General features: G+C 31.0%; 21 protein-coding genes and 1 tRNA gene. 13 read left to right on the forward strand and 9 right to left on the reverse strand.

Features of this window, described 5'->3' with window-relative positions; all coding sequences use genetic code 11:
• Nucleotides 1–400 precede the first annotated feature (400 nt).
• From AAYQ05_RS17865 to AAYQ05_RS17875, 3 genes are read left to right on the forward strand one after another with little or no spacing between them, the layout of a single operon-like run.
• Complete coding sequence (locus AAYQ05_RS17865) at nucleotides 401–964, forward strand: Crp/Fnr family transcriptional regulator (RefSeq protein WP_343544746.1); 564 nt, start codon at nucleotides 401–403, stop codon at nucleotides 962–964.
• A 51-nt stretch (nucleotides 965–1,015) separates the two neighbouring features.
• Nucleotides 1,016–1,801, forward strand: a complete 786-nt coding sequence (gene lpxA / locus AAYQ05_RS17870) for an acyl-ACP--UDP-N-acetylglucosamine O-acyltransferase (protein WP_445709720.1) — start codon at nucleotides 1,016–1,018, stop codon at nucleotides 1,799–1,801.
• Nucleotides 1,802–1,846: 45 nt separating this feature from the next.
• On the forward strand, nucleotides 1,847–2,440 hold the full coding sequence (locus AAYQ05_RS17875) for a YdeI/OmpD-associated family protein (RefSeq protein ID WP_343544748.1): 594 nt from the start codon (nucleotides 1,847–1,849) through the stop codon (nucleotides 2,438–2,440).
• Between the two features lie 50 nt (nucleotides 2,441–2,490).
• Here AAYQ05_RS17875 and AAYQ05_RS17880 read toward each other — a convergent pair whose 3' ends face one another.
• Nucleotides 2,491–3,381 carry a DMT family transporter gene (locus AAYQ05_RS17880; RefSeq protein WP_343544749.1) on the reverse strand — a complete coding sequence of 297 codons (891 nt, stop codon included), beginning with the start codon at nucleotides 3,379–3,381 and terminating at the stop codon, nucleotides 2,491–2,493.
• A 343-nt stretch (nucleotides 3,382–3,724) separates the two neighbouring features.
• Here AAYQ05_RS17880 and AAYQ05_RS17885 point away from each other — a divergent pair, with 343 nt between their 5' ends.
• From AAYQ05_RS17885 to AAYQ05_RS17895, 3 genes are all read left to right on the forward strand, one after another.
• Entirely contained in the window at nucleotides 3,725–4,825 is a 1,101-nt protein-coding gene (locus tag AAYQ05_RS17885) for an acyltransferase family protein (protein ID WP_343544750.1), read from the forward strand.
• Between the two features lie 133 nt (nucleotides 4,826–4,958).
• Nucleotides 4,959–6,347, forward strand: a complete 1,389-nt coding sequence (locus tag AAYQ05_RS17890; protein WP_343544751.1) for a hypothetical protein — start codon at nucleotides 4,959–4,961, stop codon at nucleotides 6,345–6,347.
• Entirely contained in the window at nucleotides 6,331–7,893 is a 1,563-nt protein-coding gene (locus AAYQ05_RS17895; protein WP_343544753.1) for a serine hydrolase, read from the forward strand. The genes AAYQ05_RS17890 and AAYQ05_RS17895 overlap by 17 nt, the downstream gene beginning before the upstream one ends.
• A gap of 93 nt (nucleotides 7,894–7,986) precedes the next feature.
• Here the strand turns inward: AAYQ05_RS17895 and AAYQ05_RS17900 are convergent, their stop codons facing one another.
• Both AAYQ05_RS17900 and AAYQ05_RS17905 read right to left on the reverse strand, forming a co-directional pair.
• Complete coding sequence (locus AAYQ05_RS17900; protein ID WP_281633975.1) at nucleotides 7,987–8,550, reverse strand: adenylate kinase family protein; 564 nt, start codon at nucleotides 8,548–8,550, stop codon at nucleotides 7,987–7,989.
• Between the two features lie 164 nt (nucleotides 8,551–8,714).
• Nucleotides 8,715–9,842 carry a DUF4932 domain-containing protein gene (locus tag AAYQ05_RS17905; RefSeq protein ID WP_343544754.1) on the reverse strand — a complete coding sequence of 376 codons (1,128 nt, stop codon included), beginning with the start codon at nucleotides 9,840–9,842 and terminating at the stop codon, nucleotides 8,715–8,717.
• Nucleotides 9,843–10,158: 316 nt separating this feature from the next.
• Here AAYQ05_RS17905 and AAYQ05_RS17910 point away from each other — a divergent pair, with 316 nt between their 5' ends.
• From AAYQ05_RS17910 to AAYQ05_RS17920, 3 genes are all read left to right on the forward strand, one after another.
• Nucleotides 10,159–11,214 carry a hypothetical protein gene (locus AAYQ05_RS17910; RefSeq protein ID WP_343544755.1) on the forward strand — a complete coding sequence of 352 codons (1,056 nt, stop codon included), beginning with the start codon at nucleotides 10,159–10,161 and terminating at the stop codon, nucleotides 11,212–11,214.
• 172 nt (nucleotides 11,215–11,386) lie between these two features.
• Entirely contained in the window at nucleotides 11,387–11,749 is a 363-nt protein-coding gene (locus AAYQ05_RS17915; protein ID WP_177211968.1) for a MerR family transcriptional regulator, read from the forward strand.
• Between the two features lie 219 nt (nucleotides 11,750–11,968).
• Nucleotides 11,969–12,676 (forward strand): DUF6090 family protein, encoded by a 708-nt coding sequence (locus tag AAYQ05_RS17920; RefSeq protein ID WP_343544756.1) that lies wholly within the window; start codon nucleotides 11,969–11,971, stop codon nucleotides 12,674–12,676.
• A gap of 62 nt (nucleotides 12,677–12,738) precedes the next feature.
• On the opposite strand, the gene AAYQ05_RS17925 is transcribed toward AAYQ05_RS17920, so the two are convergent.
• Nucleotides 12,739–13,161, reverse strand: a complete 423-nt coding sequence (locus tag AAYQ05_RS17925; RefSeq protein ID WP_343544757.1) for a helix-turn-helix domain-containing protein — start codon at nucleotides 13,159–13,161, stop codon at nucleotides 12,739–12,741.
• 202 nt (nucleotides 13,162–13,363) lie between these two features.
• Between AAYQ05_RS17925 and AAYQ05_RS17930 the strand changes: the two genes are divergently transcribed.
• A complete protein-coding gene (locus AAYQ05_RS17930; RefSeq protein WP_343544758.1) occupies nucleotides 13,364–13,849 on the forward strand; it encodes a hypothetical protein in 486 nt (161 codons plus the stop codon).
• Nucleotides 13,850–13,886: 37 nt separating this feature from the next.
• Here the strand turns inward: AAYQ05_RS17930 and AAYQ05_RS17935 are convergent, their stop codons facing one another.
• Nucleotides 13,887–14,450: a hypothetical protein gene (locus AAYQ05_RS17935; RefSeq protein WP_343544759.1), complete on the reverse strand. Its 564-nt coding sequence runs from the start codon at nucleotides 14,448–14,450 to the stop codon at nucleotides 13,887–13,889.
• A 123-nt stretch (nucleotides 14,451–14,573) separates the two neighbouring features.
• Here AAYQ05_RS17935 and AAYQ05_RS17940 point away from each other — a divergent pair, with 123 nt between their 5' ends.
• Nucleotides 14,574–14,726 (forward strand): hypothetical protein, encoded by a 153-nt coding sequence (locus AAYQ05_RS17940; RefSeq protein WP_343544760.1) that lies wholly within the window; start codon nucleotides 14,574–14,576, stop codon nucleotides 14,724–14,726.
• A gap of 78 nt (nucleotides 14,727–14,804) precedes the next feature.
• Here the strand turns inward: AAYQ05_RS17940 and AAYQ05_RS17945 are convergent, their stop codons facing one another.
• From AAYQ05_RS17945 to AAYQ05_RS17955, 3 genes are all read right to left on the reverse strand, one after another.
• Nucleotides 14,805–15,122 carry a DUF5713 family protein gene (locus AAYQ05_RS17945; protein WP_343544761.1) on the reverse strand — a complete coding sequence of 106 codons (318 nt, stop codon included), beginning with the start codon at nucleotides 15,120–15,122 and terminating at the stop codon, nucleotides 14,805–14,807.
• Between the two features lie 199 nt (nucleotides 15,123–15,321).
• A tRNA-Val gene (locus AAYQ05_RS17950) sits at nucleotides 15,322–15,396 on the reverse strand.
• 179 nt (nucleotides 15,397–15,575) lie between these two features.
• Complete coding sequence (locus AAYQ05_RS17955; protein WP_343544762.1) at nucleotides 15,576–16,802, reverse strand: bifunctional folylpolyglutamate synthase/dihydrofolate synthase; 1,227 nt, start codon at nucleotides 16,800–16,802, stop codon at nucleotides 15,576–15,578.
• A gap of 130 nt (nucleotides 16,803–16,932) precedes the next feature.
• Here AAYQ05_RS17955 and AAYQ05_RS17960 point away from each other — a divergent pair, with 130 nt between their 5' ends.
• On the forward strand, nucleotides 16,933–17,628 hold the full coding sequence (locus AAYQ05_RS17960; protein WP_343544763.1) for a MotA/TolQ/ExbB proton channel family protein: 696 nt from the start codon (nucleotides 16,933–16,935) through the stop codon (nucleotides 17,626–17,628).
• Between the two features lie 3 nt (nucleotides 17,629–17,631).
• Nucleotides 17,632–18,027, forward strand: coding sequence for an ExbD/TolR family protein (locus AAYQ05_RS17965; protein WP_008464192.1), 396 nt, complete (start codon nucleotides 17,632–17,634; stop codon nucleotides 18,025–18,027).
• Between the two features lie 480 nt (nucleotides 18,028–18,507).
• On the opposite strand, the gene AAYQ05_RS17970 is transcribed toward AAYQ05_RS17965, so the two are convergent.
• The gene (locus AAYQ05_RS17970; protein WP_343544764.1) at nucleotides 18,508–19,413 is read right to left on the reverse strand and encodes an energy transducer TonB; all 906 of its coding nucleotides are present in this window, start codon (nucleotides 19,411–19,413) and stop codon (nucleotides 18,508–18,510) included.
• Nucleotides 19,414–19,597: the final 184 nt, after the last annotated feature.

The raw sequence follows: 19,597 nt of genomic DNA on the forward strand, positions 1-19,597 counted from the left end.
TATGTCGTCGCCTTTCTTTTGAAAAACCCTATCCGGATCGGATAGGGTTTTTCTGTTTATATTGGTTTTGGAAAAGATGCCGGCCGGCCGAGGGCAATAGCCGCTCATAGGCCGTATGCCGCGTTAGCGATGGAAGCGGCATCCTTTTGCGGGACACCTAAAAGCCTCTTTCGCCATTATCCTTGCCCGCAGGGAAACACCATAGAAATATAATCGTCTGATATTTTAAGCTTAGTTTTTGTTTTAATTCCGTTAATATTTATTCATAAAGGAAGAATATCAAATTTTAATTGTTAAGTCTTTAAAGTTCTTAAAATCTGTTAAAAACAAGGTTTGTTAATTTGGTTTAGCTTTTGTCTTAAATTCGTTTTAAATTTGGTTATAACGAAATAAAAAATAGATGGAAGAGCTAATTCAGATTATAAATAGTTTTGAGAAATTAGATTCGGAGACAGAGCTTGCTATAAAAGAAAATTTTGTTGAAGTAACTTTTAAGAAAGACGAATTTATTATTGAAGAGGGTAAAGTTTGTAATAATATCTATTTTATAAAATCGGGTGCAGTTCGAAGGTTTTGCATCGAAGATGGGGAAGAAGTTACCAAATGGATTTATACGGATAATCAATTTGTAACTTCAATGAGTAGTTTCTTTGAGCAGAAACCAGCATTTGAGAATTTTCAAACTTGTGAAAAAACAGTTGTCTATTCGCTGTCTTATTCTGATGAGCAGACTTTATTGGAATATCCGTTATTTACTAAATTTCATATAAAACAGCTTCGGTATTATCTTTCTCAAATAAATGAGTTTAATCATTTATTTCGTTTAATGACTGCCGAGAAAAAATACTTATTTCTTTTAGAGTCATTTCCTCAGATTATTAAAAAATCCAAATTGAAGCATATTGCGTCATTAATCGGCGTAAGCCAGGAAACATTGAGCAGGATTAGGACATCAATTATTTGATATTACATCAATAAAAAGTATTTAAACTTTTTGAATTTTTGTGGCTAATTAATGACGCAAAAATTGAAAGATACTTTTATTAATAAAAATGCTGTTTTAGGTAATAATATTTGCATAGGAAATGGTGTAACTATTGAGGAGGATGTTGTAATTGGCGATAATACTCGAATAGGAAATAACGTAACAATTTTAGGTGGATCAAGAATTGGCGAAAATTGTGAAATTCATTCTAATGCAGTTTTAGGCGGTATTCCTCAAGATTTGAAGTACAAAGGAGAATATACTCTTTTAGAAATTGGCGATAACAATATAATTAGGGAATTTGTAACAATTAATAAAGGGACAGTTTCTAAAGGAAAAACATGTATTGGTAATTCTAATTTAATTATGTCCAATGCACATATTGGCCATGACTGCATTATTGGAAATAATTGCATTATAGGTTTTAGTGTTGGAATGGCTGGTGAAGTAACTGTTGAAGATTGGGTAAATATTAGCGGACTAACAGCTATACATCAATTTTCAATTATTGGTGAGCATGCTATGATTAGTGGCATAAGCCGAGTTGTTAAGGATGTTCCTCCTTATATTGTTGCTGCTCATGAACCTTTAAGATTTGCAGGGTTAAATACTGTTGGTCTAAAAAGAAGAGGATTTAATTCTCAAAAAATTGATGAACTTCGGTCAATTTATAGAATTTTATTTCAAGAAAAGAGAAATACAAAATTTGCTTTGGAAATAATTAATGAAGAATTCGTGAAAACAGTTGAACGTGATAAGATTCTAAATTTTGTTCATCGATCTAAAAGGGGAATTATTAAAGGCTTTGACATTTAAATATATAAAAATGCTAAATTTATATATTTAATAAATTAACTCATCATGACAAAATATAGTACCAATTCTAAAGTTGATTTTTATTTCGAAAAAGCTGAAAAATGGAAAGCTGAAATTGAACAAATGAGAGAAATTGTTTTAGACTGTCATTTGTCTGAAGAATTGAAATGGGGATCTCCTTGTTATACTTTTGAAAAAGCAAATATTGTTTTGATTCATTATTTTAAAGAATATTGTGCTTTTTTGTTTTTCAAAGGCGCTTTAATGAAAGATCCAGATAATATCTTGATTCAACAATCAGAGAATGTTCAGGCGGCACGCCAAGTTCGATTTACAAATGTTGAAGATATTTTAGCTAAAAAAGAAATTCTGAAAAAGTATATTTTTGAAGCGGCCGAAATTGAAAAATCTGGACAAAAAGTAGAGTTGAAGAAAGTTTCTGAGTTTGAAATTGCAGAAGAACTTCAGAACAAATTTGATTCTGATGTTGATTTTAAAAAAGCGTTCTATGCTTTAACTCCTGGAAGACAGCGAGCGTATTTGCTCCATTTTTCTCAACCTAAACAATCTAAAACTAGAGAAGCTAGAGTAGAAAAAAATATTCTGCGTATTTTAGACGGAAAAGGATTGAATGATTAAAAAAATAAATAAAAATAAAAACTCCTTTTATACAAAGGAGTTTTTCTGTTTTAAGAGATTTGCTCTGTGATGTTGTTTTTCTTTCGAATGGAAATTAAAGATTGGAAAAGAACGGAAGTCATAACCAAGCTTATTCCTATGTAAAAAGAGAAATTAACCGATTGCCCTTCATTAAAAAATAAAAAGGCTAATATTATGGAATAAATTGGCTCTAGGTTAAATGTTAGGTTGATGGTAAACGCAGGAATCTTTTTAAGTGATTCTGCAAACATTACGTAAAGAGCAACAGTACAGCATGAAGCTAAAATTAACAGATAAAAGATATCTTTTAAATTTGGAATGAATGTTTGATCTGGAAAATTATAAAAATAAACAGGTAGAAGGAGCCCTAATGCTAAAGTTCCTCCAAACATCTGGTAGAAGTTGATTAGTTTGCTGTCATAAAATTGTACCAGCCTTTCATTGTAAATAGTGTACAAGGCAGCAAAGGCAGATGAAATTACTCCGAGTAAAATTCCAAGTTGATAGGAGGAGTCAAAATGAAAAATCAAGCTTATTCCTAGCAAGGTTAGCATACTTAGCAAAACTTGAACTAGGTTGAACCTTTTTTTATTGAGTATAGGTTCAAAAAAAGCTGTAAAAAAGCTAGTCAGGCAATAACAAACTACACCAATTGAGATGTTAGAATATTTAATGCTGGCATAGAAGAAAATCCAGTGAATGGTAATCAATACTCCGGCTTTGGAAATTTTTACGGCTTCAGAAAATGACTTCAGCATTTTAAGATTATAAATTTTTAAAATGAAAAAGAGAATAATTGAAGCAAATAATACTCTATACCAAACTAAAGTGATTTCATTAAGAGAAATAAGTTTTCCGAAAACGCCAGTAAAACCGGCCAGTAAAACTGCAGCATGCAGTATCAAATAAGATTTTTTCATAAGAAGTTGTCTATCCTTTTTGAGGATATATAGAAATTAATAATTGTTTAATTGGAGTAAAGACACAAGAAATCGGACTGAAAGCATACAGTCAAGTGTCAATACTAAAAAAGCATTATTAATTTATGGAGGAGGAAGACAACCTTTAAAACTCATGATAAAATTTGATTTTCGGTAAAATTAATAAAAAAGCATTCCGTGAAAAAGCATAAAAAGTTATTTAAATGTGAAACTTCAAACAATTTAACAGCTGAATTGAATAAATCTGATTTTGATTTGAATATTAATTTGTAGAACTTGCAACGATACCAAATTACCTAATTTATAAGTTTATTGCAATCTAATGAGTACAAGCCAGTCCACTACAGCAGTTCTTGAAACCAAACAGCATTTTGAAATTTTAGACGGATTAAGAGGCATCGCAGCTTTTGCTGTTGTTGTTTTTCATTTTATGGAATGGATTTTTACTGATCCAAGTCAGAACTTTATTGGACACGGATTTTTAGCTGTCGATTTTTTCTTTTGCCTGTCAGGATTCGTGATTGGATATGCTTATGATGACCGTATTGCAAAAATGGGACTTCGCAATTTCTTTATATCAAGAATTATAAGATTGCATCCTTTAGTGATTGCTGGATCTATATTAGGATTGTTGGCATTTTTATTCGATCCGTTTGGCGGTCATTTAGAATTATACAGTACAGGAAAAATTATTTTGACATTTATCTGTTCTCTGTTTCTTATTCCACTTCCAGTTATCGCCGATCGCGGATTTAACCTGTTTAGTTTTAATGCGCCTGCTTGGTCATTGTTTTGGGAATATATCGCTAATATAGTTTACGCATTTGTACTTTATAGAATCAGTAGGAGCTTTTTATTACTGCTAACTATATTAGCAGCAATTGCGATTTGCTATGTTGGATATAATTCAGGAAGTTTATTAGGAGGTTGGAGTGGTCCGACTTTTTGGGATGGATGTGCTAGAATTTCCTATTCTTTTTTAGCAGGATTACTTATTTACCGTTCCAACTGGATTATAAAAAATAAACTTGGTTTTGGCGGATTGACTTTTTTATTACTGTTAGCTTTTATTATGCCATTTTCAGAATGGAACTGGATTTCTGAACCTTTAGTAGTTTTATTGTATTTTCCATTGCTGATTTCTTTAGGAGCAGGTGCTGTTTTAAAACCAAGATTAAAAAGAGCATGCGTTTTTTCTGGAAAAATATCTTATCCGTTGTACATGACACATTATGCCGTTTTATGGATGTTTGGAAATTATTATACCAATTATAAACCCGATACAACACAATTGACTTTAATTGTAATTACTTCTGTAGTTCTACTTGTTGGTTTTGCATATTTAGTAATGGTGATTTATGATATTCCAGTACGAAATTATCTTAATGATAAAAGAAAGAAAAATATAGCGACAAATTCTTAAATAAGAACTTTCGATAAAAGGTCTTCGGTATTTATTTTTTGTATTAAAATATTAAAACTGATATCCTGTGGAAAAACATAGTATATTAGCTTTATAATCTTACAAATGTTTTAGTAACTTAAAATGAATAAACTTGAAAATTAGTATTGTAATAAAGTATTTGTTTCTCTTTTTAACCTTACAGACATTTGGACAAAATGCCTCTTTCAAAATTAAATATTCGGAGCAGTTGGCTGTTTTTGTTTTTTTAGAAAATCTATCCGAATATTATCCAGACAATGTTTTTAAAACAGAGTTTCAAAACTCAAAATATAATAGTGAGAAGTATAAAAATATAATCTCAAAATTTGATCAATTGTCTATTTCTTATAGTTTTCGCTTCGAAGATTTTCTGTATGGATCAAAGAAAACAATGCAGACACAGGATATTTTGAAAAAGAATTTGATTGAAACCGACAATTTAACTGATTTCAAAATTCGTTCTGCAGGAATGATTCCCAATAAAACGCTGAGTGATTTAGGAGAATGTATTTCAGAATTTATTCCTATCTATAATGACTTGATCTATAATCCGAATAAAGAAAAGTTTGAAAAACAGTTAGATGAAATTAAAAAATATTCTAACGATCACGAGATTGAAAATTATTTTAAAACCGGATTAGTATTTTATAATTCCAGTTGGGATAATTCGATCCCGTTTGTGGCTGCTTTTTATCCGTTGCCTAATTCAAAAGGCTTTACTGCTTCTGCATTTTGCAATAATTTTGTCAGCGCTATTCAAACCGATTTAAAATTGCATAAAGATTTATTTAGTGTAATGATGCATGAAACGTATCATATCATTTACGACGAACAATCGTTGGAAGTAAAAACTGAAATTGACACTTATTTTAAAGAGAATAAATCAAAATGCAGCAACTATGCTTATCAATTACTGAACGAAGTTTTGGCAACAGTATTAGGAAACGGCTATGTTTATGAAAAATTGGACGGAAAAGTTGACGTTGGAGAATGGTATAATAATAAGTATATCAATTTGATGGCAAAGCAGATTTATCCGTTAACCATAGAATACATCGAACAAAAGAAGCCGATCGATAAAAATTTTATAGATCAGTATGTCCATCTTTATGAAACCAATTTTCCAAATTGGATTAATGAACTTGATAATATAATGACGTATCGTTATGTGATTACAGAAAATGAAAAAGATTTTAAAACTATAAATAAAATATTCAGATATCGCTCCAGAACAGAATACGAAGATCAAATTTCAGAAAGTAGCATTGAAAAAATGAAGCAGACACCATTGACCAAAATGGTAATTATTTCAAAAGATAGTAAAGAAAAAATAAAACTTTTGAAAAGTAAGTTTACAGAATTGAAAAACTGGAAAGCAAATCCTGATAAAGAATTTGTAGAGAAAATTCTTTTAGACAATAAAAGTCAATTGATAATTGTCAACCAGAAAAAAACGGAATTGGAAACATTAATTAAATCTATAAATGAAAAAAGTAAATAGTTATTTAGTATTAGTTATTTGTATCTGCTTTTCGTCAGCAACCGCCTTTGGGCAAATTACATCACAAAATATTGATGTATTGATGGAATCTGCCTTAGCGAAATTTAAAGTAGCAGGAGCATCAATTGCAGTTGTTAAAGATGGAAAAATAATTCATTTAAAAGGCTACGGAGTTAGTTCTATAGAGACAAAAAAAGCTGTAAATGAAAATACTAATTTTCAAATTGCCTCTAATAGTAAAGCATTTACAACGGCAGCACTTTCTATTTTGGAGGATGAAGGAAAATTAAAATGGACTGATAAGGTAAAAGATTATGCTCCTGAATTTAAAATGTATAATGATTATGTAACGGAAAATTTTAATATACAGGATTTGCTGACTCATCGTAGCGGATTAGGATTGGGAGTAGGTGATTTGATGTTTTTTCCTGATGGTACTAATTTTACCATTAAAGATGTTTTGACAAGTTTTCAGCATTTTAAGCCTGTTTCAGCTTTTCGAACGAAATGGGATTATGATAATTTGCTTTATATAGTAGCCGGTGAAGTAATTGCAAGAGTAAGCGGTATGAGTTATGAGGAATTTGTACAAAAAAGAATTATTGATCCTTTACAAATGAACAATACTTTTGTTGGAAGTAGTTTAATAAAAGATACATCTAATTTTGCAGTTTCGCATTCGTCTGAGTCTGGAACGATAAAAAAAATAGAAGGGTTTAATGATCAAATTAATGCTGCTGCGGGCGGTATATTTTCTAATGCCCAAGATATGGCGAAATGGATGATAGTTCGTTTGAATAAAGGCCAGTACGGACCAGATTTGAAAACGACGCTTTTTTCCTTAAAAAACCACAATGAAATGTGGAGAATACATACTGTTCAGGAAACAGATCAAAACCCGAGATACAATTCTCATTTTAATGGTTATGGTTTAGGCTGGCAATTATCAGATGAAAAAGGAAATTTAAAAGTATCTCATACTGGAGGTTTGCCTGGAATGCTTTCTATTGTAACCATGTATCCAGATTTGAATTTGGGGATTGTAATTTTAACTAATACTGAAAATGGAGGAGGAGGACTTTTTACAGCAGTTAGCAATACCATTTCTGATAGTTATTTAGGTTTAGATGATTTTGGATGGACCGATAAATTGGTGCAGTGGATGAATGAAGATAGAAATTCTGGTGATGATGTAACTAAAAAAGTTTGGGAAAAAGTAAAGCTTTCAAAAAATGTAAAAATAAAGAATGAAGATTTTATTGGTGTTTATGCTGATAAATGGTTTGGTGAAATTGAAGTATTTGAAAAAAATAAACAATTATGGTTTAAATCGTACCGATCACCAAAATTAAATGGTCCAATGGCTTTTTACAACGCCAATACATTTGCCATAAAATGGGAATATCAAGCGATGAATTGCGATGCATTAGCAATGTTCTCTTTGGATGAAAATGGCAAAGCTCAATCTATTAAAATGAAAGGCATCTCTCCAAACATTGATTTTAGTTTTGATTTTCAGGACTTAGATTTAGTAAGAGTGAGATAACAATTAGTGTAAATAAAAAAAACTCCATTAGAAATAATGGAGTTTTTTATTGGGTTTCATAAAGTTGTAATTCAATAAACTAATTACGCTATTTTACAAATTATCCTTAATACGTTTTGTTATTTCTTCAATTGTACCCATTCCATCAAAAGTTAAGACTTTGATTTTTGATTTCATATATTCAATTGCAGGTCTAGTTGAACTTTCAAAAACCTCGATTCTTTTAAGATGGATGCTGGCATCTTTGTCGTCTTTTCTGTTAGAAGTTTCGGCTCTTTTTTGTGCTCTTTTTAAAAGCTCTTCTTTGGGAACATCAATATTGATTACTTTTCCAATTTCCAGATTTTTAGATTTTACGAGTTCCAATAAATCATTTACTTGGGGTTCAGTTCTTGGGTAACCATCTAAAATTATTCCTTTAGCATTTCTGTTTTCATCCAATATTTTACTAAAAAGATCTTTCATGATAGAATCAGGAACTAGATCTCCTTTTTCTTCATATTGAGACATTATTTTTCCAATTTCCGTTTCATTTTGTTTTTCCAAACGGCATCTGTCTCCAGTTGAAATATGCTCAAATTTAAGTTCGTCTTTTAAAATTTCGCATTGTGTGCCTTTTCCTGAGTATGGAGGTCCTGTAATTATTAATATTTCCATTTATTTGTGATGTTTATAATTCTATAACGTTCATCAAGATTATGAATGTTTTTTCTTTTTCATAAGAGTAACTAATTTACAAGAAAAACAATTGTTATTTCCAAAGCTTAAAAATAAAAAAACTCCATTTTGTTAAATGGAGTTTTTCATTCAAATATTTGCAATTATTGTAAACTACACCATTTGATTAATTCAGGATACAACTGATCAATTTTCTTTTTCTTGTTTTTGTTTCTAAGACTTTTCAATTCTTCGTTAAACTCTTTCATTTTAATGAAGCCTCTGTCAATCATTACAGAATTTACCTCATTGTTGATTTCTTGAAGGAGTTTTATGTCACTTTTGTAAATTTCTTCAGCATATAATATAAAGACGCCATAAGTCATATATTCATTAAAAACTTTAAAGCCATCGGGATAATATTCAGTTCCATATGCTTTTGTATTCACCCATTTTTCTCTTTCTTTTAGCGCTGTATTTAATTCTTCTTTATGTTTTACGCTTGGTTTTTCGACATAATTATGATCAATTTCGGTAAACATACTGCGTGTATTAAAAGCTTCACTGTTTTTTTCTGATCGGCCTTCTACTTTTTGTATAGTTGGTAAAACCATTTCGATAAGATGAAAATTGTTGTTTTCGTAGCCTCCAGTATAATTAAGACCGTTTATTAATGCAGAAGTATAGACAATATAACTATTGATTTTTGTGTCAAAGTTTTTTTCTAGCCAATTCCATTGTTTACGAAGATTTGAATATTTCTCATAATCAGAAATTATCTTGTCATAAAAAGGTTTTTCAGATTTATAGAATTCATTAAAATGAGATTTTTTAGCAAAATCTTCAATCTCTTTTTTATAAGTCGTAATCGGATTTACTTCAATCTTAACATTAGCTACTTTATTAGCAGGCAAAATGTAAGCATTGTTCGGAATTAGAACATCATTTTTTAAAAAATAGGTTTGAGCATTTCCAGTAAAGAAAATATACTCAAGCGGATTTTTCATTAAAAGAGAATTCATTGTTTTGATGATTTCTTCCTCTTTATAAGGTTTGAAATGTTTGAGAACACGTTGATAATAATCTCCTTTTTGTTCAAACATGTCGTCATTTTCCAAACCAAAATCGGTAATAGCTAACATGATTGTTAGAAGCTCTTTTACTTCGTTAATTTCAACAGTAGATTTTCCTTGGTTTTCTTTTTTAAATTCTTCTGTAAAATTTACTTTTTCTTGAGCGAATACGGTAATTGATAAAAATAAAAAGAAGGCAGATAAAATTTTTGTTTTCATAAAATGGTATTTGTTTTTTGAGTTCAATCAATTTACACTTTTGATGATATTAATCAAATGGGTAAAAGAAATTAGCGCTGTAAATGTCTTATAAATACAAGTGTAATTCAATATATTTTTTGTGTTTTTTATGGGGTTTTTATAAGTTTTTGATTTTAAACGGTTTGGTTTGTTTCTTCGAAAAATGAATTTCATAATTTTTAAAACATAAAAACAATTCATCTAGTAGAAACAACAATTCGGTCAATAAAAATTGAATGTTTTATTGAATAAAAATACTTTTACATCAAAATCAAAACAACCATAATTCAAAACCATGAAGAAAATTTTAAAATTTATCAAAATCACGTTTATTAGCCTTTTGAGTATTATTTTGCTTTTTATGGCCTATTTATTTATCAGCAATAAATTATTTTTAGAATCTAAAAATGATGATAATATCAGCTATTTATCAAAAAATAATGTTCAGATAGGAACTTCTATTGACGAAAAACTATTTGATGATGAGTTTTATAAATCGCAAGTTTTCTTATTAGGTGAAATTCATGGTTATGCAGATAATCAGAAAATAGATCAGGAAATGCTTTTTTTCTTGAATAAGAAAGTGGGAATCAAATATTATATTGCCGAAATGGATAGTTTGACAGCTAAAAAGTTGAATGCTTTTTTGTCTGAGAAACAAAAGAATAAAGCAATTTTGAAAGAAGTTGTTGAGTCTATTAAGAGAAGAATTCCGCAGCAAGCTAGCCAGGAATTATTTGATAAATGGAATGCCATATACGATTACAATCAAAATTTGGCTGATTCTCTAAAAATTACCGTGATCGGAATTGATAAAAATTTTGACGATGAATCTAAAGGTTCAAGAGATGAAGCAATGGTGAGTAATTTTAAAAATGCAATTCAGAAGGAGCATCTTGAAAATGAAAAATTCTACGGACTTTTTGGATATTTTCATACACTGCAAAAGAAAACAGAATCGGGCAGAGCAACTTTTGCTGCAGGATTAAAAGATTCGGGAGTAAAAGTGACAAGCTTTGTAAGCTATACAATTGATAGCGAAATGTATCTTCCTAAAAATCCTCAGTTTCCAACTCCTGAAAATGAAAAAGTAGATTGGATAAATGCCGACGGACCATTAATGCTTGTAAAAGGAATTAATGATATAAAAGAATTGAGCAAACCAGAATCAATCACACTTTTTAAAGTTAATTCGAAAAATTCACCTTACCTGAAATCGCAAAATTTAATAACAGTAAAATCGAGAGCTTTTGGAGAAAATATTGTGCCGCTTAAAGATGCTGTTACGGCTGATTATTTTCAATATGTGTTTTTGTTGAGAAATTCTAAAGCGCTGACGAAATTGAAATAAAGATTCCTCTTTAATTTTCAAAAACTCCATTAGAAATAATGGAGTTTTTTTATGTAAAATCTCATTTCTCGTGTTTTAAAATTTTAAAAGTAAAAACAATTAGTATATTTGTAACCGATAAGTATAGACTATACTCTATACTTTATTGTTTTTTCATCAAAAAAATAAAATTATGCTTGTAAACGAATTGTCAAAAAGAACCGGATTGTCAATCCACACTATTAGATATTATGAGAATTTAGGAATGATTAAAGGATTGACTGATGAAAAAGTGACCTCTAATAACTATAAACATTACGATGCTAATACTATTGAGCGTTTAGAAATTATTATAGAAGCAAGAGAAGTCGGATTTACTTTAGCAGAAATAAAAAAAATATTGATAAGCTGGTTCGAGACAACAGATTCGAAACCAGAAACACTAGAACTTTTTCAAGCCAAAATAAAAGAGATCGATGATAAAATGAAATATTTCAAGCAAACCAAAAGTCTTCTTGAAAAAGTATGCGAGAAAATACAAAGTAATAATGATTGATTATTAAAGTTTAAAAGCGTGTAAAGAACTCCTTAAGAAATTAAGGAGTTTTTTTATGATTCTTATTTTAACTGTTTAAGAAAAGTTTTATGCGGAATTTAAGAAATTAATAAGAGATTTTGCAAATAGTCTTATATTCGCTTTTGAATTTATAGAGTTAAATAGCGTACTAAAATAAACTTCAAATAACAACCCAAGTTAAAACTAGAAAACTAAATTATGCAAGAAGAGATAACCAAGCATTCAAACAAAATTTACAAAGCTGTCAAAAAATCAGAACACACAGTAGGTGAGAAAGTAAAAGAAATCATTATAGAAATATGCATTATCGTTTTTGCTGTTACACTTTCAATATCGCTGCACAGTTGGAGCGAACATAGGCACCAGCAAGAAGAAGTACAAGCGTTTCTTGGTAATTTAAAAAATGATTTAAAGAATGATATCGAAAGTATTGATAGAGAAGTGGGAATGTACCAAAAGACAAACGCAGACTACGAAAAAATTTTGGCATTAACGTCTTCTCAACTAGATAGTATTTATAAATCTAAAAGTAAAGTAAACTTTCCAATTCATTCGCACGGACAAACATTGACTATAGGTAATTACGAAAGTTTTAAATCAAGCGGTAAACTTGGCTATATTGAAGACGAAAAATTAAAACAGAAAATCTTAAACTACTACCAAATATTTGTTCCAGCTGCTAACGAAGTTGATAAAATGTACACTGAATTTTTGTTTAAGTGTTTTGATAAAGAAATAGAAAATGCAGATAAGCCAGAAAAAGAATTATATTCTGATCCAAAATATAAAAAGACACTTTCATATCTTGTTAAACTAGGTAAAAACAACATAAGGGTTTATAAAGAAAATACAAAACCACTTGCAGTTGAACTTATTAAAGAAATTGAAAAAAAGTTAGACAAATAAAAAAGCGAAAGCATAAAAAAACTCCATTAGAAATAATGGAGTTTTTTTATGCTTTAAAAAGGTTATTTTCCTTTTGCTATTTTTTCGAGATATTCAACTTTGTCTTTTTCGGCTTGGATTAAGCGTTCGTAAAGTTTTTCTTTTTCTCCGTAAAGTTCTACAATTTTATCAAGCGGATTAAAATTAGGTTGAACATTAATTGAATTAATTGTTGAACTATCGTGGCTAGTATTGGTAAAAGTATTGTTTATGATATTCAATACCATATCATCACAATAATTTTTAATAGCCTCTGCAGTTACTCCAAGTGCTTTTGCAACTTCAGCTAGTCTTGTGTCGTCTATAGTTTCGCTGTTTTCAATAGCGGAAACCGTTTGCTGGCTTGTGCCTAAAGCTTGCGCCAAAGCTTCCTGCTTCATGTCGCGAAGTTCACGAATACGACTAATATTTCTTCCGATATGTTTTGGTCTTGATAGTGTGCTCATAATTCAAAGATAATAATTAAGTGAATAAACCAGAACTGTAAAAAACAGATTTTAAATGTATGTTACAGATTTTCTTGGGGAGCGGTAAACAAAAATACAATTTTTATAGTAAGAATAAGACCATGAATAGTTGTTTGTGATTCTGGAATTTATAATACTATATTAGCATTTGTAAATTTTAAAATATAAACTCACTGTAGAAATGGATTGTATTATTATTGAAAATTTAAAAGTGCTGTCAGAAAACTTCAAACACAAATTTGATACTTTTTCAAATTCTGTCCTTTTTGTTAGCGAAGTGAATAAGATAAAAATACAATTTGAGGATGATGGCAATTTTAAAGTTACTTACAATTTATGTTTTAGTGAAAAAATAGTGTTTGTTCCAAAAGAGGCTCTTTATGATTTTTGTTTTGATTTATTTAGGAGACCAAATGATGATGCAGAAGTGATTTGTAATGCGGGTAAAACAATTGAAATAGAGAAGTGGCTGGAAATCGAAAAAAGCGAATCTTTAGATATACTTAATAATATTCATAAAGAATTGAATTACAATTATAGAATAAAACATTTAGCTCTGGAGAGTTCTCAATTTAATATGTTTTATTTCAATGGATTGCTTGTTTTTGAGCACAAAAACAAGGAGTATTTGTCTAATGTTTTTGATTTTAAAAGCATAAAATATTGATAGAAGGCTCTCGGTTAATTAAATAGTTTGGATTTAGTTATTCTTCTGTTTCTTCATCTTCATATTTCCAATATTCTGTTCCGTATTTTTCTCTTAACAAATGATATTTTTTAAGACCATTAGCTATAACTTCAAAATCATTTTTGTTACAGAAACCTAGTTTTACGTAATCTTTTGGTCTAGTGTCTCCATGAGTTTCTTCCTTATGTAATTTGAAAAGTATTTTTGGAATTTCTTTTTCAAATCTAAAAACTAATAAATTTTTGTGTCCCCTGTCAATAGTGTCCGTTGGCGCCCATCCTTCATAGATTGATTGAGTTAAAATAAATTTTTCGAAAACAAACTCATCAAGGTTGTTGATGTTGAAAATGCAATCGAATTCTTTATTTATCTTTAAGTCTGCATAAGCATAAAGTGTAAAGACAATAATTTCATTTTTTTTTCTTTCCCAGTTTATGTATCTATGATAAAACTCATCTTTATTGCGATCTGCGAATCGTTTAATTATGGCTTTTTTTGATAATTCAATCCCATCGTCAGATAGATACATGTCAGAAAATAAATATCGATGAATTCTTGGGCAATCTTCTTCGTTTTTCATGTATGCTTTTTTTTTGCTAAGTAAAGAGTTCTTTAATTAATCCAAAAGTAGAATATTAATAGATAAAAAAACACCTGCTGGCGCGAGCGTCTCGCTCGTGAATCCAGTTTATGCACGAGCGAGATGCTCGCGCGAGCAGGAGATATTAGTATTGATGAAAATGATAATTTTAATACTGAAATTACTTTACAAGATTATCTTCAAAATGATTTTGGTTTTAGGTTAAAAATTGAAAATTTTATTATCAAGCAAATAGAATATGATCCGATTCTATAAAAAGACAATATTTTGCTTTTTCAGTATGCGTAATTTTATATACGTAAAATGATTTTAATTCAGTTTAATTCCTGATTTTTACCATTCTCTAGGTGCGATTATTTCTTCCTTATCAGCATCAAATCCGTAAGATTTTGCAATAATATCAAAATCTTGTCCAATTGATTCTCTTGCGGCAGTTTCAATTTCACTATTATTCTCGTAAAAATCATCTTGTAATTCATTGATTTTTATTGTTGCAGAATGTGTTAATTGGTAGAATTCATCAAGATTTTTTGGAGATGTTTTCTCGATTTCAAAACATAGGTCGATAAGTATTGTCTTTACTTTATCAACAAGAAATTTTGGAAAGTATGAATCTGCATACATATCTTTCAAAAAGATATAATCTTTCATTTTCTCATTTTTTAAATCCTTTTGGGTTATTATTCTGTCTTGATTTTTTGATTGCTGACCATTGCAGGAAATTAAAATCAGGGAAACTATTGCTATTATATAACCTTTCATTTTTATAAGTTTTTTATTGTGTTTGTAAAGGTGTTTTTTGAAAAAAGAGCATAAAAAAAACTCCTTAATTTCTTAAGGAGTTTCTTAGTGGGCGATGAGGGGTTCGAACCCCCGACCCCCTCGGTGTAAACGAGGTGCTCTGAACCAGCTGAGCTAATCGCCCTATTTTACTAGGTCGCTATCATTTCGTGATTGCGAGTGCAAATATACGCTAGTTTTTGAGTTCTGCAAAGAAATTCGAATAAAAAATAAAACTTTTTTAAAAATAGTTTATATCTCCTTGTTTATGAATTTGTTATTAAAATGATTTTTTTGAAGTTTTTTCTACATCAAAAGTATATTTTAGTTCAAAGGCAGTTCGGCAACCACAAAAGTGCTTCCGCCAACATAAATAAAATCATTTTCTGAGGCATTTTTCTTTGCTTCCGCGAAAGCGATTTCAACAGAATCGTATTTTTCTCCTATTAAACTGAATTTTTCAGCCGCATTTTTTAAAGTTTCTGCAGGCAAAGCTCGCGACGAATCTGGATTGCAGAAATAATATTGCGCATCTTTTGGGAAAAGTGGCAAAATAGAATCTAAATCTTTATCATTTACAACCCCCAAAACAATATGAAGTTTATCGTATTTTTCGTTTTTCAGCTGATTCATTACAACCGTTAATCCGTGTTTGTTGTGTGCCGTGTCGCAAATGATTTTCGGGTTTTCTCCCAATTGTTGCCATCTGCCTTGCAAGCCAGTATTTTTTACCACATGCAATAAACCTTCTTTTAATTGTTCGGTCGAGATTTTAAAATTGGTTTCGTTATTCAAAATCGAAATCGTCTGCTGAACCGTCTTTTTATTATGAAACTGATAATCTCCAATCAAGTCCGACAAATAAATCTGATCAATCAAATCTGAAGCAAAATAAATCGGTGCGTTGTTTTCTTCGGCTTTAGCCAAAAATACAGGTTTTGTCTCATCTGTATATTCACCAATAACCACAGGAACATTCGGTTTAATAATTCCCGCTTTTTCGCCAGCAATCGCTTCCAAAGTATTTCCTAAAAACTGAGTATGATCTAAACCAATATTGGTAATTACCGATACCAAAGGCGTGATAATATTGGTAGCATCCAATCTTCCGCCAAGACCAACTTCGATAATAGCAACATCCACTTTTTCTACCGCAAAATAATCAAATGCCAAACCAACCGACATTTCGAAGAAACTCATATCATTGGCTTCAAAAAAAGATTTATGTTTTGCGATGAATTCAATCACGAATTCTTCAGAGATTTCTTTTCCGTTTATTTTAATTCTTTCTCTAAAATCTTTCAAGTGCGGAGAAGTATATAAACCTACTTTGTAGCCCGCTTCTTGAAGAACAGAAGAAAGCATGTGAGAAGTAGAACCTTTTCCGTTTGTTCCCGCAACGTGAATGCATTTTAGCTCGTTTTGCGGATTATCAAGATGAGCTGCCAACAATTTGATATTCGTTAAATCTTCTTTATACGCAGAAGCACCTTGCAATTGGTACATTGGAAGTTGATTAAACATCCAATTGGTAGTTTCTTGATAGTTCATTTGTTTAGATAAAATGGTTGTTGATTGAAATAAATTTCGATTTTTGTAGTTTAATATTACAGCGAAAATTATCTTTATTGCAAATTTCAAATATTTTTTAGAATTAATTATTAAAAACCAGAATTAATATATGTTTAGTTTTATTCAGTTACAAACAGATACAATCGCAAATGCTTCAAATGTAGTGATCGAGAAGATCGCAGCGCCACAAAATGAAATTTCAATGTTTGGTTTCATCATGAAAGGGGGAGTGTTCTTAATTCCAATCGCGATTTTATTGTTTTATACGATCTACCTGATTTTTGAACGTTATATGTACATTAGCCGAGCATCTAAAATTGACAGCAGATTGATGCAGGATATTGGCGAAAAATTACATTCTGGGAATATTGAATTGGCAAGAACTATTGTAGAAAGAAATAATACCGCAGCTGGAAATATCTTAAAAGAAGGTGTTTTGGTAATAGGAAGACCAATTGCTGAAATTGAATCTAACATGGATCGTGCTGCCGATATCGAGATTGGCGAAATGGAAAGGCATTTAGGCCATCTTGGACTTATTGCTGGTATCGCGCCAACGTTAGGTTTTATCGGGACGATTTCTGGGGTTATCAAGATTTTCTACAGCATTTCGGTTACTGAAAATATTAGTATCGGAAACATTTCTGGAGGTTTGTACGAGAAAATGATCAGTTCTGGTTCTGGATTAATTGTGGGAATTATTGCTTATAGCGCTTACCACTTATTAAACGGAAAGATTGATAATTTTGCTTTAAAGATTCAGAAACAGATTTTAGAATTTGTCAATATAATTCAAAGAGCATAAGCCATGTCTATTAAAAGAAAAAGAAGATTTCACGCCGAAGTTGCGACTTCATCTTTGAGCGATATCATGTTTTTCCTGCTGTTGTTTTTCTTAATTATTTCAACACTGGCAAATCCGAACGTAATTAAGATGACATTGCCAAAAGCTAAAGCGAATGAAAAGACCAATAAACAGCTAATAAGTTTATCGGTTACCGAAGATAAAAAGTTCTACATAGACAAACAGGAAGTAGATTTCGAAAATCTAGAAACCAGTTTAATGTCTAAAATAGGAACAGACAAAGAACAAACTGTCGTAGTTCGAATTCCGTTTAATCTGCAAGTTCAAGACTTAGTAGATGTTTTGCAGATAGGAGTGAAGAACAATTTGAAGTTTGTAATTGCTACAAGTCCGAAGTAAAAATAATTATTGTGGCGTGACCATACCAAGATAAAAAGGCAAATATACTTTGCGCATATACGCCTTTTTATCTCGGTACGGTCGGGCTATCCGCGCTACTTCGGTAGCTAGCTTCTATCCCTCACGCGAACTAATTGGTAATCTAGACCTAGACAGGTTTTTAAAGCCTGTCAGGTCTAATTGGAGAAGTAAAAGAACACAATTTTGTCATTTCGACCGAAGGGAGAAATCTTCACAAGTAACTCCGCAACGAAAATCCAATCTTTGTAGAGCTTCTCGCGGAGATTTGCTTCGCCTATTCGCTATCGCTCGAGTCTCCTTCGTCGAAATGATAAACTAGACGAAGTGGGCGAGTCGAAACAAAACTCAATAAAAAAAGGCTTTCAGAATTTCTGAAAGCCTTTTTTTATTGAAAACAGATTTAGTGTAAATCTGTGACTCGAGCCCGAAGGGCGAACAGACGAAGTAAATTCGTGTTTTTTAATCCAAACTAAAATTATAAATAATTTTCCCCACCTGTTTAGCAGCAGCATTCGAATCAGCAGACCATTTGGTATTTAATGCTGCAATTTTAGCTTGTTCCAATAAACAGCTTGCAGTATTGGTTGTTCCTTTTACTCCAGGCGTTGCGCTTATCGTTTTTCCGTTTTGATCGACCGTAACTTCAACCACTACTTTTCCTTCTTCGTTACAAGTATATTTTGGTGCTGGTTTAGATAATGCTTTTCTGTTTCCTAGAGAATATCCAGATCCTCCGCCAGAACCACCACCAGATCCTGCTCCGTAACCGCTTCCAGTGCCAATACCATTTCCAGTTCCGTTACCGCCTCCAGTTCCTCCGCCAGAACCACCAGAACCATAATATCCGTTTGAGTTTAAACTTCCGTTTGCTTTTCCTTTATTTCCTGCTGCTTTATCATCTCCGTCTCCGCCTTTGTTCGAACCTTTCATAATACTCGCCAAAGCATCGTTTGTTGAGTTAGAAACTTTTGGTTTTTCGGGTACAGGTTTTTGTGTCGGTTTTTCAACAGGAACAGGCTTCTTCGGTTTTTCTTTTGTCGGAATCACAACGTCATTATCTGTTGTCGTGTTTTCCTGCGTAATGATCGATTCTTCTTCTGGAGTTGCTTTTGCAGGAGCTTGTTTTACATTGTTTTTTACATCCAAAACTTCGCTTTTATAATTGGCACCAGAACCTAAATCGCTATCTCCGAAATTTACTGTAACGCCTCCGCCACCTCCGCCGCCATCTGCAAGGGCAACATTATTTTCAGGATTATATGGAGGCCAAAAACGTATAAAAAACAGCAACGCAATAACGACCGCATAAATAGCGATTGTGAATAGTAATGATTTCTTTTGATCTGAAGAAATAGAGGAACTCATTTAAATTCTGAATTTTGAAATGTATTATTTTAAAAACGTTTAAAAGTAGTAAAAATTGTTTAGAATGGAAGTCTCCGATCTATTTTGCATCGAATGTTTTTCTCGCAGATTTGGCAGATTGAACAGATTAAATGTAAAGCACAAAAAAAATCTGCATAATCTGCCAAATCTGCGGGAAACAAAA

It is taken from the genome of Flavobacterium movens, assembly GCF_039581425.1.
GTDB lineage: Bacteria > Bacteroidota > Bacteroidia > Flavobacteriales > Flavobacteriaceae > Flavobacterium > Flavobacterium luteolum.

What these genes read in the sequence shown, in the direction of transcription:
- AAYQ05_RS17955 (WP_343544762.1), bottom strand. Translation starts at nt 16,802, where the DNA reads ATGAACTATCAAGAAACTACCAATTGGATGTTTAATCAACTTCCAATG.
- AAYQ05_RS17910 (WP_343544755.1), top strand. Translation starts at nt 10,159, where the DNA reads ATGAAGAAAATTTTAAAATTTATCAAAATCACGTTTATTAGCCTTTTG.
- AAYQ05_RS17930 (WP_343544758.1), top strand. Translation starts at nt 13,364, where the DNA reads ATGGATTGTATTATTATTGAAAATTTAAAAGTGCTGTCAGAAAACTTC.
- AAYQ05_RS17925 (WP_343544757.1), bottom strand. Translation starts at nt 13,161, where the DNA reads ATGAGCACACTATCAAGACCAAAACATATCGGAAGAAATATTAGTCGT.
- AAYQ05_RS17935 (WP_343544759.1), bottom strand. Translation starts at nt 14,450, where the DNA reads ATGAAAAACGAAGAAGATTGCCCAAGAATTCATCGATATTTATTTTCT.
- AAYQ05_RS17970 (WP_343544764.1), bottom strand. Translation starts at nt 19,413, where the DNA reads ATGAGTTCCTCTATTTCTTCAGATCAAAAGAAATCATTACTATTCACA.
- AAYQ05_RS17960 (WP_343544763.1), top strand. Translation starts at nt 16,933, where the DNA reads ATGTTTAGTTTTATTCAGTTACAAACAGATACAATCGCAAATGCTTCA.
- AAYQ05_RS17895 (WP_343544753.1), top strand. Translation starts at nt 6,331, where the DNA reads ATGAAAAAAGTAAATAGTTATTTAGTATTAGTTATTTGTATCTGCTTT.
- AAYQ05_RS17940 (WP_343544760.1), top strand. Translation starts at nt 14,574, where the DNA reads ATGCTCGCGCGAGCAGGAGATATTAGTATTGATGAAAATGATAATTTT.
- AAYQ05_RS17880 (WP_343544749.1), bottom strand. Translation starts at nt 3,381, where the DNA reads ATGAAAAAATCTTATTTGATACTGCATGCTGCAGTTTTACTGGCCGGT.
- lpxA (WP_445709720.1), top strand. Translation starts at nt 1,016, where the DNA reads ATGACGCAAAAATTGAAAGATACTTTTATTAATAAAAATGCTGTTTTA.
- AAYQ05_RS17965 (WP_008464192.1), top strand. Translation starts at nt 17,632, where the DNA reads ATGTCTATTAAAAGAAAAAGAAGATTTCACGCCGAAGTTGCGACTTCA.
- AAYQ05_RS17945 (WP_343544761.1), bottom strand. Translation starts at nt 15,122, where the DNA reads ATGAAAGATTATATCTTTTTGAAAGATATGTATGCAGATTCATACTTT.
- AAYQ05_RS17920 (WP_343544756.1), top strand. Translation starts at nt 11,969, where the DNA reads ATGCAAGAAGAGATAACCAAGCATTCAAACAAAATTTACAAAGCTGTC.
- AAYQ05_RS17905 (WP_343544754.1), bottom strand. Translation starts at nt 9,842, where the DNA reads ATGAAAACAAAAATTTTATCTGCCTTCTTTTTATTTTTATCAATTACC.
- AAYQ05_RS17865 (WP_343544746.1), top strand. Translation starts at nt 401, where the DNA reads ATGGAAGAGCTAATTCAGATTATAAATAGTTTTGAGAAATTAGATTCG.
- AAYQ05_RS17900 (WP_281633975.1), bottom strand. Translation starts at nt 8,550, where the DNA reads ATGGAAATATTAATAATTACAGGACCTCCATACTCAGGAAAAGGCACA.
- AAYQ05_RS17875 (WP_343544748.1), top strand. Translation starts at nt 1,847, where the DNA reads ATGACAAAATATAGTACCAATTCTAAAGTTGATTTTTATTTCGAAAAA.
- AAYQ05_RS17915 (WP_177211968.1), top strand. Translation starts at nt 11,387, where the DNA reads ATGCTTGTAAACGAATTGTCAAAAAGAACCGGATTGTCAATCCACACT.
- AAYQ05_RS17885 (WP_343544750.1), top strand. Translation starts at nt 3,725, where the DNA reads ATGAGTACAAGCCAGTCCACTACAGCAGTTCTTGAAACCAAACAGCAT.